Origin of the sequence: Curtobacterium sp. MCPF17_001 (assembly GCF_003234615.1) — a bacterium.
Taxonomy (GTDB): domain Bacteria; phylum Actinomycetota; class Actinomycetes; order Actinomycetales; family Microbacteriaceae; genus Curtobacterium.
Genome location: NZ_QKSL01000016.1, coordinates 52,667 through 67,278 on the forward strand (window position 1 = coordinate 52,667; position 14,612 = coordinate 67,278).

Sequence of the window (14,612 nt, forward strand, 5' to 3'; positions counted from 1 at the left end):
CGACGGCGGCAACGGACGGGAGGCCCGTGGCGGGGCCGCCCCGCGCCTCCCGTCCGGCACCGTGGCGCCGAGACGCCCCCGTCTGGTCGTGACGCCGCCGGAGGGGCGAGACGCCGCCGGATGTGGCGGTGTCTCGATGTGTCGGAGGCGTCTCGCGCCGACGGCGGCGCGCGGACGCGTCAGCCGAACAGGCGGCGGGACGCGATCTCGGCGCCCTCGACGAGTGCGCCGAGCTTCGCCCACGCCACGTCGGACGCGATGAACTCGTAGCTGGCGAAGGTCGCCAGGCCGCAGTCCGTGCCGGCGACGATCCGGGTCGGGTCACCGACGGCCTCGGCCGCCTCGACGATCCGGTTGGCGACGAGCTGCGGGTGCTCGAGGTAGTTCGTCGTCACGTCGATGACGCCCGGCACGAGGACCGCGCCGTCGGGCAGCGGCAGGTCGCGGAACGCCGGGAACTCGTGCGCGTGCCGCGGGTTGCCGAACGGGATGCTGAACGACCCGACCTCGGCCCGGTAGAGGTGCGGCAGCAGCACGTCGACGGGGACGTCGTCCTGGTGCGGCCCCTGCCAGTTGCCGTAGCAGACGTGCAGTCGGGTCTGCTCCTTCGGGATGTTCCGCAGGGCGTGGTTGAGCGCGTCGACGTGCAGGTCGACCGCCGCCAGGAACTCGTCGAGGGATGCGTCGCCGAAGTGGATCACCCGCTCCATCGCCAGGTCCGGAGCGTCGAGCTGCAGGACGTGGCCGCGGGCGGCGATCTCCTCGTACTCGACGCGGAGCTGCTCGGCCAGGGCGAAGACGTACTCGCGGTGGTCGGCGTAGTGCGGGTTGGCGTCGTCGAGCAGCAGGGTCGTCGCGACGATCCCGGGCGTCGCCGCCGAGATGAACGTGCCGGCCGGGGTGCGGCCGGCTTCGGCGTTGCGAGCGAGTTCGCGTTCGAAGCCGTCGAGGTCCTCCCGGATGCCGGCGCGCTCCTCGTCGTACTGCAGCAGGCCCTGCGCCACCGGGGTGTCCCAGACCCGGGCGAACTCGGCGCCCTCGTCGATCTGCCGGGCCTGGAACGCGGCGTACTCGGGGAACTTCACGGAGTCGAGCGTCGGCTTGCGGTGTCCGGTGCCGCCGAATCCGGACAGGCGCTCGCGGATGTAGGTGGAGAAGCCGACGCGGGGCACCTCGCCGTCGTTGACGACGTCGATCCCGGCCGCCAGCTGCGCGTCGACGGTGCGGGCGAGCACGGCGGCGATCTCGTCACGGAGCGCCTGTTCGTCGAACGGCTTGCCCTGGTCGCGGGCGACCAGGAGCGCGGTGAGCTCCGGCGTCCGGGGGAGCGAGCCCGTGTGGGTGGTGAGGATGCGGTCGGTCGAGTTCTGCAGCGGCACGCCACCACGCTACTGACCGGAGGCTCGTGGCGGCACCGTCACGAGCCTCCCGTCCGACGCGTGCCGGCGGCCACGCCCGTCGTTCGTCGTTCGTCGGCCGTTCCGGTCCCGGCCGCGGACAAGAGCGGCGGCTCCGGCGTACGTTCCGTTCTTGCGGCGGGCGGAAGGCGCTCACCGCGGGAGGAGCACGCGCATGACGAGCGCCAGCGGAACGAAGGACGGGACGGTCACGAGTCTCGTCCCGGCGAGGATGGACCGACTGCCGTGGACGAGGTTCCACTGGAGCGTCGTGGTCGGCCTGGGGGTGTCGTGGATCCTCGACGGACTCGAGATCCAGATCGTCTCGAACGCCGGGTTCAAGGCCGACCTGGGACTGTCGAACCAGGACGTCGCGTCCCTCGGCAGCATCTACCTGGTCGGCCAGGTCGTCGGCGCACTGGTCTTCGGGCGCCTGTCGGATCGACTCGGTCGGCGCAAGCTCTTCATCCTGACGCTCGCGATCTACCTGATCGGTTCCGGCGTCGCGGGTCTGGCGCAGGACTTCTGGTTCCTGGCGGTCTTCCGGTTCGTCGCCGGTCTCGGCATCGGTGGCGAGTACGCCGCGATCAACTCGGCGATCGACGAGCTCATCCCGGCGAAGTACCGCGGGCACGTCGACATCGCGATCAACGGCACCTACTGGGGCGGCGCCGCCCTCGGTGCGGCTGCGAACATCTACCTGCTCGACACGGCCAACTTCTCCGAGAGCATCGGGTGGCGGATCGGGTTCTTCCTCGGCCCGGTGCTCGGCATCGCGATCATCTTCCTCCGTCGGCACATCCCGGAGAGTCCCCGGTGGCTGATGACGCACGGCAAGGAGCAGGAGGCGGAGGACACCGTCGCGCGGATCGAGGCCGAGGTCGAGCGGGAGTCCGGCAAGGAGCTCGAGCCGGTGCCGCAGTCGAAGGCGATGACCGTCACACCGATGGACCGGGTGGGGTTCCTGACCATCGCGCGCGTGCTGCTCAAGCAGTACCCGACCAGGACGCTGGTCGGCGCGACGATGATGATCACGCAGGCGTTCCTGTACAACGCGATCTTCTTCACGTACGCACTCGTGCTGACGAACTTCTTCGGGCTGAAGACCGCAGAGACGTCGATCTACTTCTTCCCGTTCGCGATCGGCAACCTGCTCGGGCCGATCATCCTCGGCCGCTTCTTCGACACCTGGGGTCGGCGGCAGATGATCTTCCTGACCTACCTGGTGTCCGGTCTGGTGCTCGCCACCTCGGCGTTCCTGTTCCGCGCGGACGCGATCAACGCGGGCTGGCAGGTCGCGTTCTGGTGCGTGTCGTTCTTCTTCGCGTCGGCAGGTGCCTCGAGTGCCTACCTGACGGTGAGCGAGATCTTCCCGCTCGAACTGCGGTCGCAGGCGATCTCGTACTTCTTCGCGCTGGCGCAGGTCTTCGGCGCGATCGCGCCGCTCATCTACGGCGCCTTCATCGGCGACGGTTCGGACCGCGAGCCGCTCTTCTGGGGGTACCTGCTGGGGTCCGGGGTGATGATCGTCGGCGGGGTGGTCGCACTCGTCTTCGGGGTCGATGCCGCCCGGAAGGGGCTCGAGGACATCACGCAGCCGCTGTCGGTGTTGACCGGGAAGGACAGTGCGGACTCCGGTCCGGGTTCCGGCACGGGAGGCCCGTCCAGCCGTGGTCAGGCGACCGGGCGAAACTCCTGATGCAACATGTTTAGCGGTCGCCGCCGCATCCTGTGATCCTCGTGACCACGGCCCCGTCCGGAGGGCCGTGGTCACGGAGGATCCGATGCACGACACCACCACGACGGCCGTACACCGCCGGAGGGGGCAGCATGCTGTCCTCCACAGAAGACGGCCGCGTCCGGTTCTCCACCGGGCAGACGGCGCCCTCGGCCATCGGAGCCGCCGTGCAGGACGGTGACCTGATGACCGGACTCCTGCGCGTCGAGAGCGACGTGATCAGTGCCACCAGTGCCACCAGTGCCGCCAGTGCCACCGGTGCCGAACCCGGTGCCGCCGGTGCCGGCACCAGTGCCGGCGGCGGTGTCACCGACCCGCTGGGGGTGCCGCGCAACCTCTTGCGTGACGCGGTCTTCGAACGGATGTTGCGCCACATCCTGCGCGGTGACTACCGCCGTGGACAGCGCCTGCGCCTCGACGCGCTGGCCGACGACATGCGGGTGTCACGGACCCCGGTCCGCGAAGCGCTCGTGCCGCTCGAGGCCCTCCGACTGGTCATCGTGCAGCGCTACGTCGGTGTGGTGATCGCCCCGTGGACGGTCGGGCAGATGGTCGAGCGCACCCGGATCGCGCGCTCGATGCTGGTCGATCCGCCGACCAGCTGTGCCCGGGGCGACGAGCCCTTCGACCCCGCCGTCCTCCGCGACTGTCTGTCGGAGGCCGGTGCGTTCGTGGAGCTCGCGGTGTGGGTGCTCCGGCGGTCCGGAGCCCCGGTGAGCGCTGACTGGTTGCGATCGCAGCAGACCGTGCTCGATGTCTTCCACACGGACGACATCGCGCGGGCGAACGGCATCGACGTCGCAGCGGACTGGACCCGGCGCATGCAGGTCGTCAAGGCTGCACGGACCGCAGCGCTCGCGGACGACGTCGCGCTGTGCGCCGTCCGGCTGACCGAGCTGGCCGAGCTGCTGATCGCGCTGCCCGAGCGGTTCCGCAGCGCCGAGACGGCTTGAGTGGAACCGGTGTCGCCGTGCGCGACGGACATCACCATGCCGTCGCGGAACCAAGTCGCTCCCCGGGCGGGCGCTGACGATCGGGGGCGTCAGGCCCAGGCCACGGGGAGCGACGTCTGGGTGCTGTACTGCGTGCTCTTGCTGGGTGCTGTGTCGCGGCGACGGGGTTGTGACGCCCCGGAATGTGATGCCACGTCACCATGAGACTATGCACCGGGGTACACAACAGCAACCCCCCATCGTCCCCACTTCGGGGGACCGATGAGAACGGAGCCGCAGATGCCCGCTCATCGGGCACGACTGCGGCTCCGCTGACGGCGATCCGGCGGGTCGAGAGTCCGCCTGACCTCCTGTATGCTCGTCGTCGAACACCTGGAGACGTCGCATAGTCAGGCCGAGTGCACCACCCTGCTAAGGTGGAGTCCCCTTTCGGGGACCGAGGGTTCAAATCCCTCCGTCTCCGCACTCCACGAAACCCCGGAACCGTCGATGCGGACCGGGGTTTCGTCGTTCCCGGTGCGCAGCTCTTCCCCCCGACGTCCGGGTCTCGGTCCACCGGCCGCCCGGGGCGCGCCCCCGGACGCACCAGCTACGGTCATCGGGTGATGCGACGGATGACGACGGCAGCGGCGACCGTGGCGCTCGGCGCCGTGCTGCTCTCGGGCTGCAGCGCCGACGGCACCCGCGGCGCGGCCGGCGGCATCGAGGGTTACGTCGAACCCGGAGGGGGTGCCGCCGACCGCGTGCGCACCGCCGTCGACCGCGGGGCAGACGTCATCGGGGTGGACGGTGCGGCGCTGGCCGACGACGGCACGCACCTGCTCCCGACCTCGGGCGACGTCGGCGAACTCGTCGGCGTCGCCGCGGACGCCGGGGCCCGGACCGAGGTGCTCTTCAGCAACTACACGTCGACGCTCGGGGACTTCTCGCCCGAAGCGGCCACGGCGCTGCTGTCGTCGCCGACGAACCGGGAGCGTGTCGTCGGCGGGCTCGTCGACCTGGCGGCTCGCCTCGGGGCCGACGGCGTGCAGATCGACCTCGAGTCGATGCGCTCCCAGGACCAGGCCGACCTGGTCACCTTCACCCGGGCGCTCCGGAGTGCCGTCCGCGAGCGGCTCGGGGACGACGCCGAGGTCTCGATCGCGATGATGTCCTCCACCGACCCGGCGGAGTACCGCTCGCGCGGCTACGACCTGGCCGGGCTCGCCCCGCACCTCGACCGCATCGTCCTGATGACCTACGACCAGCACGGGCCGTGGGGCGGTCCTGGCACGATCGGGTCGTTGCCGTGGACGCGGAAGGCCGTGCGCACCGCCGTCGACGGCGGCCTCCCCGCAGACCGCATCGACGTCGGCATCGCGGGCTACGGCTACGCGTGGGGGTCCGGCGCGGACGCCGCCCCGATCCCGGCAGCCCGGGCAGCGCACCTGGCCGGCGAGCGGGCAGAATGGTCGGACCGTACGGGGGAGTGGTCGGCGACGCTCGAGGACGGCCGGCAGCTGCGCTGGTCCGACGACCGGTCCTACGCCGCACGCCGGGACCTGGCGCGCGAGCTCGGTGTGCACGGCGTCGCGATGTGGTCGCTCAACCTGTCGCCTCTGCCCGAGCGCTGATCCGTCGGGCACGGAAGCGCTGCACCGCGCCGATCTCGGCTCAGCGGATCAGGACGGCGGCGGCCCCGTGGTGCGCCGGAGCACGAGTGACGGTTCGACGAGTGACCGCGTCGGGGCCGGGGCCGGTGCCGCAGCGCTGCCGTCCGGTCGCCCGGCGGCAGCGTCGAGCCGCACCAGCAGCCGTGCCGCCGCACGCCGTCCGACCTCGTCGTTGTGCGGGTCGACCGTGGTCAGACCGACGAGGGGTGACGACGCCAGCGGGGTCTCGTCGTGCCCGATCACGGAGACGTCCTCGGGCACCCGCAGTCCGGCCTCGAGCACGGCGGCGATCGCACCCATCGCCATGACGTCGTTCGCGGCGAAGAACGCGGTGACGTCCGGGTGCTCGGCGAGCACGGTCCGGGCCGCCTGGTGTCCGGCGGCCTCGTCCGTGCCGGCGTCGCCGGCGACGACCGGGACCATGCCGGAGCGGGCCATCTCGGCGACGGCGGCGACGCGACGGGCGGTGGCCGAGCCTCCCGTCCCGGTGAGGTGCGCGATCCTCCGGTGGCCGAGGTGGACGAGGTGGCGGATGGCGAGTCGTCCGCCCGCGGCTTCGTCCGACGCGACGGTGTCGGTGTCCGCGGGGCGGACGGCGCGCTCGCCGGCGACGACGACAGGCAGGCCGTCCGGGACGACGAGGCCGGCGGGTGACTCGGCGGCGAGGACGACGCCGTCGACGCGCAGCGAGACGAGGTCGTCGAAGGGTGAGGCGCCGAGGTGCGCGTTCGCGGCGCCGTCGGCCAGGGTGAGTCGGAGTCCGCGGGGCGCGAGGACCTCCCGGATGCCGTCGAGCATCGGGACGTACCAGGGGTTGCGGAAGTCATCGACGACCACCCCGACGGTGCCGGTCCTGGTGCCCGCGAGGATCGCCGCGGCCCGGTTCGTGCGGTAGCCGAGCTCGGCGACGGCGGCGAGGACGGCCGCGCGGCGGGCGGGGGAGACCCCCGGGTCGCCGCGCACGACCATCGAGACGAGTGACTTCGAGACCCCGGCACGGGCGGCGACGTCGATGATCGTCGGCGGTCGCTCGGCCATGGACCCTCCTGCAGATCAGGCATTGACAGGACATGGGTGCCTGCGTCTACAGTGTAGCCACTCGTTCTGGAACGTTCCAGAACGTCGGGTCACCGTCACGAAGGAGTGCACATGAGCGAGCCCATCGGCGTCGCCGTCATCGGAGCCGGCATGGCGGGCAAGGCCCACATGAATGCGTGGCGGACCGCACCGACCCTCTTCGACCCGGTCCTGCCGCCCGTCCGACTCGTGTCGGTCGGGGACGTGTACGAGCCGCTCGCCCAGCAGGCGGCGCGGCGGTTCGGGTACGAGCGGCACGACACCGACTGGCGGGCGATCGCCGCGGCGGACGACATCGACGTCGTCAGCGTCGTGGTCGCGAACAGCCTGCACCGCGAGATCGTCGAGGGGCTGCTCGACGCCGGCAAGCACGTCCTCTGCGAGAAGCCGCTCGCCGACTCGCTCGAGGACGCCCGCGCGATGGCCGACGCCGCGGACCGGGCAGCGGAACGGGGCATCACCGCCCGGATCGGCTTCACCTACCGCCGCGCCCCCGGCCTCGCCGCGATCCGCGAGCTCGTCGACGACGGCACGCTCGGCCGGGTGCGGCACCTCTCCGGACGGTACTGGACGGACTACGGCTCCTCGCCCGACGTGCCGTTCTCGTGGCGCTACGCCGGCGCCCCGGGCACCGGCGCGCTCGCCGACGTCGGGTCCCACCTGACGTACATCGCCGAGTTCCTGGCCGGGGACGTCGCGCAGGTCAGCGGAGGACTGTTCACCACCGAGATCACCGAGCGCCCGGTCGCGGCCGGACACGCGCTCCGTGGGCAGGGGGCACCGCTCACGGGGGAGACGGCACGCGTGCAGAACGACGACTACGCCACCTTCGCCGCTCGCTTCGGTGACGGTGTCGGCTCCCTCGAGGTCTCGCGCGTCACGACGGCGCACCCGAACGGCCTGGTGGTCGAGGTGTTCTGCGAGAACGGGGCGGCGCGCTGGGACCAGGAGCGTCCGGCCGAGATCGGTCTCGCCCTCCGCAGCGACGGCAGCCGCCTGGGCGGGTACCGGCAGGTCGTCCTCGGCCCCGACCACCCCTACGTCGCGGGCGGGATGGCGATGGACGCACCCGGCGTCGGTTGGGGGCAGAACCAGATGTTCGAGGTGCAGGCCCGCGCCTTCCTCGACGAGGTGGCCGGGGTCGCCGACCCCCTGCCGACGAACGCCACCTTCCACGACGGCGTGCACAACATGGAGGTCCTCGCCGCCGTCACCGCATCGGCCGCCGACGGCGGTCGCACGGTCACGGTGGAGGCCCGGCGCACCGCCGACACGACGGCGACGGTCAGCGCATGAAGCTCGGACTGTACAACGCGGTCTTCCACGACCGGTCCCTCGCCGACGCACTCACCGCCGTCCGTCGGGCCGGCCTGACCGGGATCGAGTTGAACACCGGCGGCTTCCTGCCCCCGGTGCACGTGCCGGACATCGACGCGATCCTGACGGACGACGCGGCTCGCGACGCCTTCCTCGAGCAGTTCGACGGCACCGGGGTGTCGATCGCCGGACTCAACTGCAACGGCAACCCGCTGCACCCCGACCCCGCGATCGGCCGTGCGCACGCGGAGGACATCCGACGCAGCATCCGCCTGGCGGCCCGCCTCGGGCAGACCCGCGTCGTCACGATGTCCGGACTGCCGGCGGGGGAGCCCGGCGGGACCCGTCCGAACTGGATCGTGAACGCCTGGAACTCCGCCGCGCTCGACGTCCTCGAACACCAGTGGAGCATCGCGGTGCCGTTCTGGCAGGAGATCGACGCGTTCGCCCGGGAGCACGGGGTGCACGTCGCGCTCGAGCTGCATCCGCAGAACCTCGTCTTCAACCCGGCGTCGGTCCGGGAACTCGTGGAACGCGGTGCCCTGACGAACACCGGCGTGGAACTCGACGCCAGCCACCTGTTCTGGCAGCAGATGGACCCGGTCGCCGTCGTCCGTGACCTCGGCCCGCTCGTCCTGCACGCCGCCGCCAAGGACGTCCGGATCAACCCGCACGCCGCGATCAACGGCGTGCTCGACAACTCGTTCCGGCGACTGTCACCGGACGAGCCGCGCACCAACCTCGGCGGCGACGAGTGGGCGAACGAGTGGCCGAAGCCGTCCGCGTGGGACTTCGTGGCGCTCGGGAAGGGGCACGACACCGCGTTCTGGACCGAGTTCCTCCGCGCGCTGCACGAGGTCGACCCGGACATGCTCGTCAACATCGAGCACGAGGACACCGAGCTCGGGCGGGAGGAGGGGGTCACGGTGGCGGCGGAGGTCCTGCTCGCCGCGGACGCGGCACTGCGTCTCCCGTCCGCACCGCATGTCCCGTCCGCGCTGCGCGATCGGTGACGCATCCTCCGGTTGCGCTCACTCGGCCGTTGTAGCATCGCCGGACATCGACCCAGCGGCGAGGAGACCTGCGTGCCGGAGCTGACCCACCAGACCGTCCCGATCGACCGGATCCAGGACGCGGGTGCGGCCGTCATGGCGTCGGTCGCGACCGTGGTGGACGGCAAGACCGAGGCCATCCGCACCGCCCTCACCGTGATGCTCGCCGAGGGACACCTGCTCGTCGAGGACGTCCCCGGCGTCGGCAAGACCGTGCTGGCGAAGGCCCTCGGTGCCTCGGTCGGCGGGTCCGTGAGCCGCATCCAGTTCACCTCCGACATGCTGCCCTCGGACGTCACCGGCGTGAACATCTACGACCAGTCGTCCGGCGCCTTCCGGTTCTCGCCGGGTCCGGTGTTCGCGAACGTCGTCATCGGCGACGAGATCAACCGCACGAGCCCGAAGACGCAGTCGGCGCTCCTGGAGGCGATGGCCGAGTCCCAGGTCACCGTCGACGGCGTGACCCGGCCCCTCGAGACCCCCTTCATGATCGTCGCGACGCAGAACCCGGTCGACATGGAGGGCACGTACCCCCTGCCGGAGGCGCAGCGCGACCGGTTCATGGCGCGCATCGCGATGGGCTACCCGAGCCCCGGTGCCGAACGGCGCATGCTCGCGGCCCGCGGCGGACACGACCCGCTCGCCGACCTGCGCCCCGTCGTCGACGTCGACACGCTCCGCGCCATGATCGCGTCCGTGCGGACGGTGCACATCGCGGCGGACGTCGAGGCGTACATCGTCGAGATCGTCCGCGCCACCCGTACACACCCCGACCTGCTCCTCGGTGCCAGCCCCCGCGCGACCCTGCACCTGGCGCAGGCGGCCCGCGCCCACGCAGCGCTCCTCGGCCGGCCGTTCGTCACCCCGGACGACGTCGCGACCCTGGCCCCGGTCGTCCTGGCACACCGGCTCGTCCCGGTCGCCCGCGGCCTCGGCGGTTCGGCCGAGGACACCGCCCGCCAGATCGTCGTCCGGATCGTCTCCGACACCGCGGTGCCGTTCACCGCGACCCCCGTCCGCTCCTGATGGCCGACCGGCGCCCCGCTGCCCGTCCGATCGCGCTTCGCGCGGGCGCGGCCGGCTCGGCGCTGTCCCGCATCGGACGCCGCGGGGTCGGCATGCTGCGGCGGACCCCGTTCCCCCGACCGACGCTGCGCGGCTGGACGGTCCTCGCGGTCGGCATCGGGCTCGTCGGCGGCGGACTCGTGGCGTCGATGAGCGTCGCCGTGTCCGCGGGTCTCCTGCTCCTGGTGCTCGTCGTCGCGGGTGTCGTCACCGCACTGGCCGTGGCGGCGCCGCTCCGGGCCTCCCGGTCGGCACCGCGCGCGACCGTGCAGGTGGGAGAGGTCTACCGGGAGCGGGTCACGCTCCGGGGCTCCGGGGTGCGCTTCGCACCGCGGTCCACGCTGCTGGTCCGCGAACAGCTCGACGACCTCTTCGTGAGCACCGGTGACGCGGCGTCGCTGGTCACCATCGGACCCGGCCAGCCGCCGGCCGTCCTGGACGTCGAGGCCCTCGCGATCCACCGCGGGCGGGCGACCATCGGCCCGGTCACGATCCGCGTCGAGGACCCGTTCGGGCTGCTCCGCATCGACCGGCCGGTCGTCCCGGCCGAGGAGGTCGTCGTGGTCCCCGGGACGACGCCGCTCGCCGCGCTCGACACCGGTGCCCTCGCCGGCGCGGTCTCCGCGGACGAGGGCCGGGTCGGACAGGGCGGATCGGCCGACGACAGCGAGCTCCGCCCGTACCGTCCGGGCGACCCGATCCGCCGCGTGCACTGGGGACAGAGCGCGAAGCGGGGCGTCCTGCACGTCCGTCAGACCACGCAGGCGCAGCCCCCGGAGGCCGTGGTCGCCCTCGACGTGCGCCGCTCCTCGTACCAGCAGCTCGGCCGCGACGACCTGTCCGAACTGTCCGACCTCGGCGGCGACCAGGCGTTCGAGCACGCGGTCGTGGTGGCGGCGAGCGTCGCCCGGGCGCTGTCGGCACGGACGTCCCGGGTCGCACTCGTCAGTGACGGTCCCGGCGGTGACGTCCGCCACAGCGGCGACGCCGGTGGTCTGTCCGAGGTGCTCGTGGGCCTCGCCGACGTCCAGGCCCGGTCCGACTCGCGCGACCCCGTCGACGTGCTGCACGGCGTCCGCGGTCGTGACGTGCACGGCATGACCGCGGTCGTCACCGGGCACTGCAGCCCGGAGGAGGCGGCCGGGCTCGTCTCCGCGACGAACGGGTCGAGCCGCGGGGTGCTCGTCACCGTCGTCGCCCCCGACCCCGTCGTCCGCGGGATCATGGACCGCGCCGGGTGGCGCGTGCTCGTGGTGCCGGTGCCCGGCACGACCGTGAGCGGACGCAGCCGGTGACCGCCACCAGCCCGAGCCGGCAGCGCCAGCACGTCGACGTCCGCGAGGTCCTGGACCGCGACGACCGCAGCCCGGACACCCCCGGCGCCTGGGTCGTGGCCCTCGCCCCGGTGCCCGTCCTCGTCGCCGCACTGGCGATGCGCCCGCTCGTGCAGGGGATCTCGTGGTGGCTGTCCGGCGTGGTGTTCACCGCCGTGCTCGTCGCAGTCCTGCTCGCCGTCCGGACCCGGCCCCGCGGCGTCCGCTTCGTGGCGCTCGTCGCGACGCTCGTGCTCGGCTCCTGCGCCGCGGCGCTCCTCAACGACACCGCGCCGCTCGGCTGGCTCGACCGGGACGGCGCGCTCGGGCAGACGCTGGCGGCGATCCGCCTGAACCCGGCTCCGCTGCCGCAGACGGACTCGATCCGGCTGATCGTGACGGTGGCGATCGCCTGGGTGGCGGGCGCCTCGCTGTTCCTGGCAGCCGTGGCCCCGACCGCCGCCCTGGCCGCGGCCCCCGCGCTCGTGATCCTCCTGGTGCCGGGCATCATCACGGGCGAGGCCCCGTCCGGGTGGCTGGTCGTGTCCGCCGCGCTGGCCTTCCTCGCGCTGCTGTGGACGTCGGTCCGGCCGGTGCAACGGGTCTTCCCGGCTGCCGTCGTCGGCGCCATCGGGTTGGTCGTGGCCATCGGGCTGCCCGTCCTCGTGCCGATCGACGCCGGCTGGCTCTCCGGCGTGACGGGGGCGATCCAGTCGCCGATCCAGCCCGGACGCCCAGGCACCCTGCTCGAACTCGGCCAGGACCTCCGTCGACCGAGCGAGCTCGAGGTCTTCCGGTACCGGTCCTCGGACGGGCAACCGGAGTACCTCAAGCTCGCGGACCTCGACGAGTTCGGCACGGGCGACTGGGTGCCGACCGTCACCGACGCCTCCACCGCGGACACCGCCGACCAGTCCCGTCGGGTGGAGGGCGTCAACCCGCGGTTGGCCGACCGTGGCGACGTGACGGTGCAGATCACCGGACTGTCGAGCAACTACCTGCCGCTGCCCGCCGGGGCGATGTCGGTCGAGGCGAGGTCCACGAACCTCGACCTCGCCCAGTGGCGCTGGTCCGGGGACACGAACACGGTCCGTTCCGCGGGTCCGGCGACCCGCCGCGGTGCGGTCTACGAGGCGTACGGCGCCTCGGTGTCCGCGAACGCGTACCTCGACGCCATCGCCGCCTCCGGCCGGCTGTCCCAGGCCGACGGTCGTGGCTTCGTCGCGCCGTCCCGGGCGCAGCTCCGCACCGACACCGAGCTGCCCGACGACCTGCCGAACGTGATCCGCAGCACCGCGGCCCGGGTCGACGCCGGCGCGACCACCGACTACGGGCAGGCGCGGGCGCTCGAGCAGTGGTTCCGCAGTGGCCTGTTCACCTACTCCGAGACGGCGCCGGTCGAGCAGGGCTACGACGGTGACAGCATGGACGTCGTCGCACGGTTCCTGCAGGAGCGCTCGGGGTACTGCGTGCACTTCGCGTCCGCGATGGCCGTGATGGCCCGGACCCTCGGCATCCCGTCGCGCATCGCCGTCGGCTACCGCGCCGGTGCCAGCCGCGAGGACGGCCAGTACACCGTGTCGAACCGCCAGCTGCACTCGTGGCCGGAGCTGTACATCCGCGGCGCCGGGTGGGTGTCGTTCGAACCGACGCCGGACTCCGACCAGGCCGCGCAGCCGCAGCCCTCGGCGTCGGCCACGTCGGCGCCCGCCCCGACCGCGACGCCGCTCCCCGCTCCCGGCGAGACCACGGCGCCGTCGGCCTCGGCATCGGCCTCGTCGACACCGACCTCCGCGGCTGCGGGCGGCAGCAGTGCCGGTGGTGGTGGCGCCCCGTGGGGTGTGCTCGTCGGTGTGCTCGTCGCTCTCGCGGTGCTCGTCGCACCCGGCGCGGTCCGAGCGGGACGACGGCACCGTCGGCTCGGCGCGGTCGCAGCGGGACGGCATCCGGCCGTCACCGCGTGGCGGGAACTGCTCGACGACGTCGCCGACCACGGTTTCGCACCCGGTTCGGCGCCACCCGGGGACGCAGCCGCCGTCGCCCGGACCGCACGGGGCGTCCTCGGCCGACTCCGGACGGTGGTGCCGGCGTCGGTGCTGCCGCACCTGCAGTCCGTGGTGGACGCCGTCGACCACGAGCGCTTCGCCGTCGACGGCCGTGCGGACACGCAGGCACTGCTCCGGTCCGTCCGGGAGGCCCGCACCGCGTTGGACGGCGCGGTCTCGCGTGGTCGGGTGGTCCGATCCCGCCTGCTCCCGCCGAGTCTGCTGCCCTCGGGCCGTCCGTCGGACGGGCGACCCGCGCCGGCAGCGGGCTGACCCGCTGGCCACGTCGGCGGTTCAGCGCGGTCGGAGTACCGCCTCCACCATCGTCGCGACGGCCTCGCCCGGGTTCATCCCGTCGAGGGCGGGGGCGTCGAACACCATGCCGGAGTTGGTCGCGACGAGGATCGTCGCGAACGTGTCGAGCGGCATGCCGGGGTCGACCTCGGGGTGCGCGGCGAACCAGGTGTGGACGAGTTCCCGGACGCCGTCCTGCAGGGTGCGGCGCTGCCGGACGAACTCGGGCATGAACTCCGGGTGCCGGATGGCGTAGGCGCGCAGTTCGGAGAGCAGGGCGAACTCGGCGCTCTGGTCGTGTCGTCCGAACGCGGCCCGGACGACGTCACCGACGTCGGCGGCGCTGATGTCGATGCCGATGAGTTCCTGCAGCGACTGGAGCACCCGGTTCGTGGCGCGCTGCATGACCTGTGCGAGCAGGTCCTCCTTCGACGAGAAGTTCGAGTACACCGCGCCCTTGCTGAAGCCCGCGGCGGCGGCGACGGCGTCGAGCCGCGCTTCGTGCACGCCCTGCTCGGCGAAGACCCGGGAGCCGGCGGCGAGCAGGCGTTCCCGGACCTCGGACCGCGGTGTCCGCGGGACCGGTGTGGTGCGGTCCTCCGGTGCGTCCGGGCCTGCCGGTTCGGTTGCGTCGGTCATCGGATCCTGTTCCGGGACTCTGCTGGGGCGGGTGGGTGCGCGACAGTCCGGTGATCTGCACCGTCACGTC

General features: G+C 72.7%; 11 protein-coding genes and 1 tRNA gene. 9 read left to right on the top strand and 3 right to left on the bottom strand.

The genetic code is table 11. From position 1 onward, the window contains the following. Positions 1–179 precede the first annotated feature (179 nt). Positions 180–1,379, bottom strand: coding sequence for a cobalamin-independent methionine synthase II family protein (locus DEJ24_RS14020; protein WP_258374832.1), 1,200 nt, complete (start codon positions 1,377–1,379; stop codon positions 180–182). A gap of 193 nt (positions 1,380–1,572) precedes the next feature. On the opposite strand from DEJ24_RS14020, the gene DEJ24_RS14025 reads away from it, so the two are divergent. The 4 genes from DEJ24_RS14025 (at position 1,573) to DEJ24_RS14040 (ending at position 5,701) form a co-directional block, all read left to right on the top strand. Further along, positions 1,573–3,096 (top strand): MFS transporter, encoded by a 1,524-nt coding sequence (locus DEJ24_RS14025; RefSeq protein WP_258374833.1) that lies wholly within the window; start codon positions 1,573–1,575, stop codon positions 3,094–3,096. Between the two features lie 131 nt (positions 3,097–3,227). Then, a complete protein-coding gene (locus tag DEJ24_RS14030) occupies positions 3,228–4,088 on the top strand; it encodes a GntR family transcriptional regulator (RefSeq protein WP_111079158.1) in 861 nt (286 codons plus the stop codon). 374 nt (positions 4,089–4,462) lie between these two features. After that, positions 4,463–4,551: transfer RNA gene (locus tag DEJ24_RS14035), tRNA-Ser, on the top strand. Between the two features lie 142 nt (positions 4,552–4,693). Continuing rightward, on the top strand, positions 4,694–5,701 hold the full coding sequence (locus tag DEJ24_RS14040; protein WP_111195373.1) for a glycosyl hydrolase family 18 protein: 1,008 nt from the start codon (positions 4,694–4,696) through the stop codon (positions 5,699–5,701). A 48-nt stretch (positions 5,702–5,749) separates the two neighbouring features. Here DEJ24_RS14040 and DEJ24_RS14045 read toward each other — a convergent pair whose 3' ends face one another. Further along, positions 5,750–6,778, bottom strand: coding sequence for a LacI family DNA-binding transcriptional regulator (locus DEJ24_RS14045; protein WP_111079160.1), 1,029 nt, complete (start codon positions 6,776–6,778; stop codon positions 5,750–5,752). A gap of 111 nt (positions 6,779–6,889) precedes the next feature. On the opposite strand from DEJ24_RS14045, the gene DEJ24_RS14050 reads away from it, so the two are divergent. From DEJ24_RS14050 to DEJ24_RS14070, 5 genes are all read left to right on the top strand, one after another. After that, the gene (locus DEJ24_RS14050; RefSeq protein ID WP_111079161.1) at positions 6,890–8,113 is read left to right on the top strand and encodes a Gfo/Idh/MocA family protein; all 1,224 of its coding nucleotides are present in this window, start codon (positions 6,890–6,892) and stop codon (positions 8,111–8,113) included. Further along, complete coding sequence (locus tag DEJ24_RS14055; RefSeq protein ID WP_111079162.1) at positions 8,110–9,147, top strand: sugar phosphate isomerase/epimerase; 1,038 nt, start codon at positions 8,110–8,112, stop codon at positions 9,145–9,147. Before DEJ24_RS14050 ends, DEJ24_RS14055 begins: the two co-directional genes overlap by 4 nt. Positions 9,148–9,282: 135 nt before the next feature. After that, positions 9,283–10,212, top strand: coding sequence for a MoxR family ATPase (locus DEJ24_RS14060; protein ID WP_111079173.1), 930 nt, complete (start codon positions 9,283–9,285; stop codon positions 10,210–10,212). Then, the gene (locus DEJ24_RS14065; protein WP_111079163.1) at positions 10,212–11,546 is read left to right on the top strand and encodes a DUF58 domain-containing protein; all 1,335 of its coding nucleotides are present in this window, start codon (positions 10,212–10,214) and stop codon (positions 11,544–11,546) included. Before DEJ24_RS14060 ends, DEJ24_RS14065 begins: the two co-directional genes overlap by 1 nt. After that, a complete protein-coding gene (locus DEJ24_RS14070; RefSeq protein ID WP_146245988.1) occupies positions 11,543–13,882 on the top strand; it encodes a DUF3488 and transglutaminase-like domain-containing protein in 2,340 nt (779 codons plus the stop codon). Before DEJ24_RS14065 ends, DEJ24_RS14070 begins: the two co-directional genes overlap by 4 nt. Positions 13,883–13,903: 21 nt before the next feature. Here DEJ24_RS14070 and DEJ24_RS17120 read toward each other — a convergent pair whose 3' ends face one another. Further along, entirely contained in the window at positions 13,904–14,542 is a 639-nt protein-coding gene (locus tag DEJ24_RS17120) for a TetR/AcrR family transcriptional regulator (RefSeq protein WP_111079165.1), read from the bottom strand. Positions 14,543–14,612 lie beyond the last annotated feature (70 nt).

Bases quoted from the DNA above. Each gene is read 5' to 3' on its own strand.
- DEJ24_RS14030 (WP_111079158.1), top strand. From the start codon at position 3,228: ATGCTGTCCTCCACAGAAGACGGCCGCGTCCGGTTCTCCACCGGGCAG.
- DEJ24_RS14065 (WP_111079163.1), top strand. From the start codon at position 10,212: ATGGCCGACCGGCGCCCCGCTGCCCGTCCGATCGCGCTTCGCGCGGGC.
- DEJ24_RS14055 (WP_111079162.1), top strand. From the start codon at position 8,110: ATGAAGCTCGGACTGTACAACGCGGTCTTCCACGACCGGTCCCTCGCC.
- DEJ24_RS14040 (WP_111195373.1), top strand. From the start codon at position 4,694: ATGCGACGGATGACGACGGCAGCGGCGACCGTGGCGCTCGGCGCCGTG.
- DEJ24_RS14060 (WP_111079173.1), top strand. From the start codon at position 9,283: ATGGCGTCGGTCGCGACCGTGGTGGACGGCAAGACCGAGGCCATCCGC.
- DEJ24_RS14045 (WP_111079160.1), bottom strand. From the start codon at position 6,778: ATGGCCGAGCGACCGCCGACGATCATCGACGTCGCCGCCCGTGCCGGG.
- DEJ24_RS14050 (WP_111079161.1), top strand. From the start codon at position 6,890: ATGAGCGAGCCCATCGGCGTCGCCGTCATCGGAGCCGGCATGGCGGGC.
- DEJ24_RS17120 (WP_111079165.1), bottom strand. From the start codon at position 14,542: ATGACCGACGCAACCGAACCGGCAGGCCCGGACGCACCGGAGGACCGC.
- DEJ24_RS14025 (WP_258374833.1), top strand. From the start codon at position 1,573: ATGACGAGCGCCAGCGGAACGAAGGACGGGACGGTCACGAGTCTCGTC.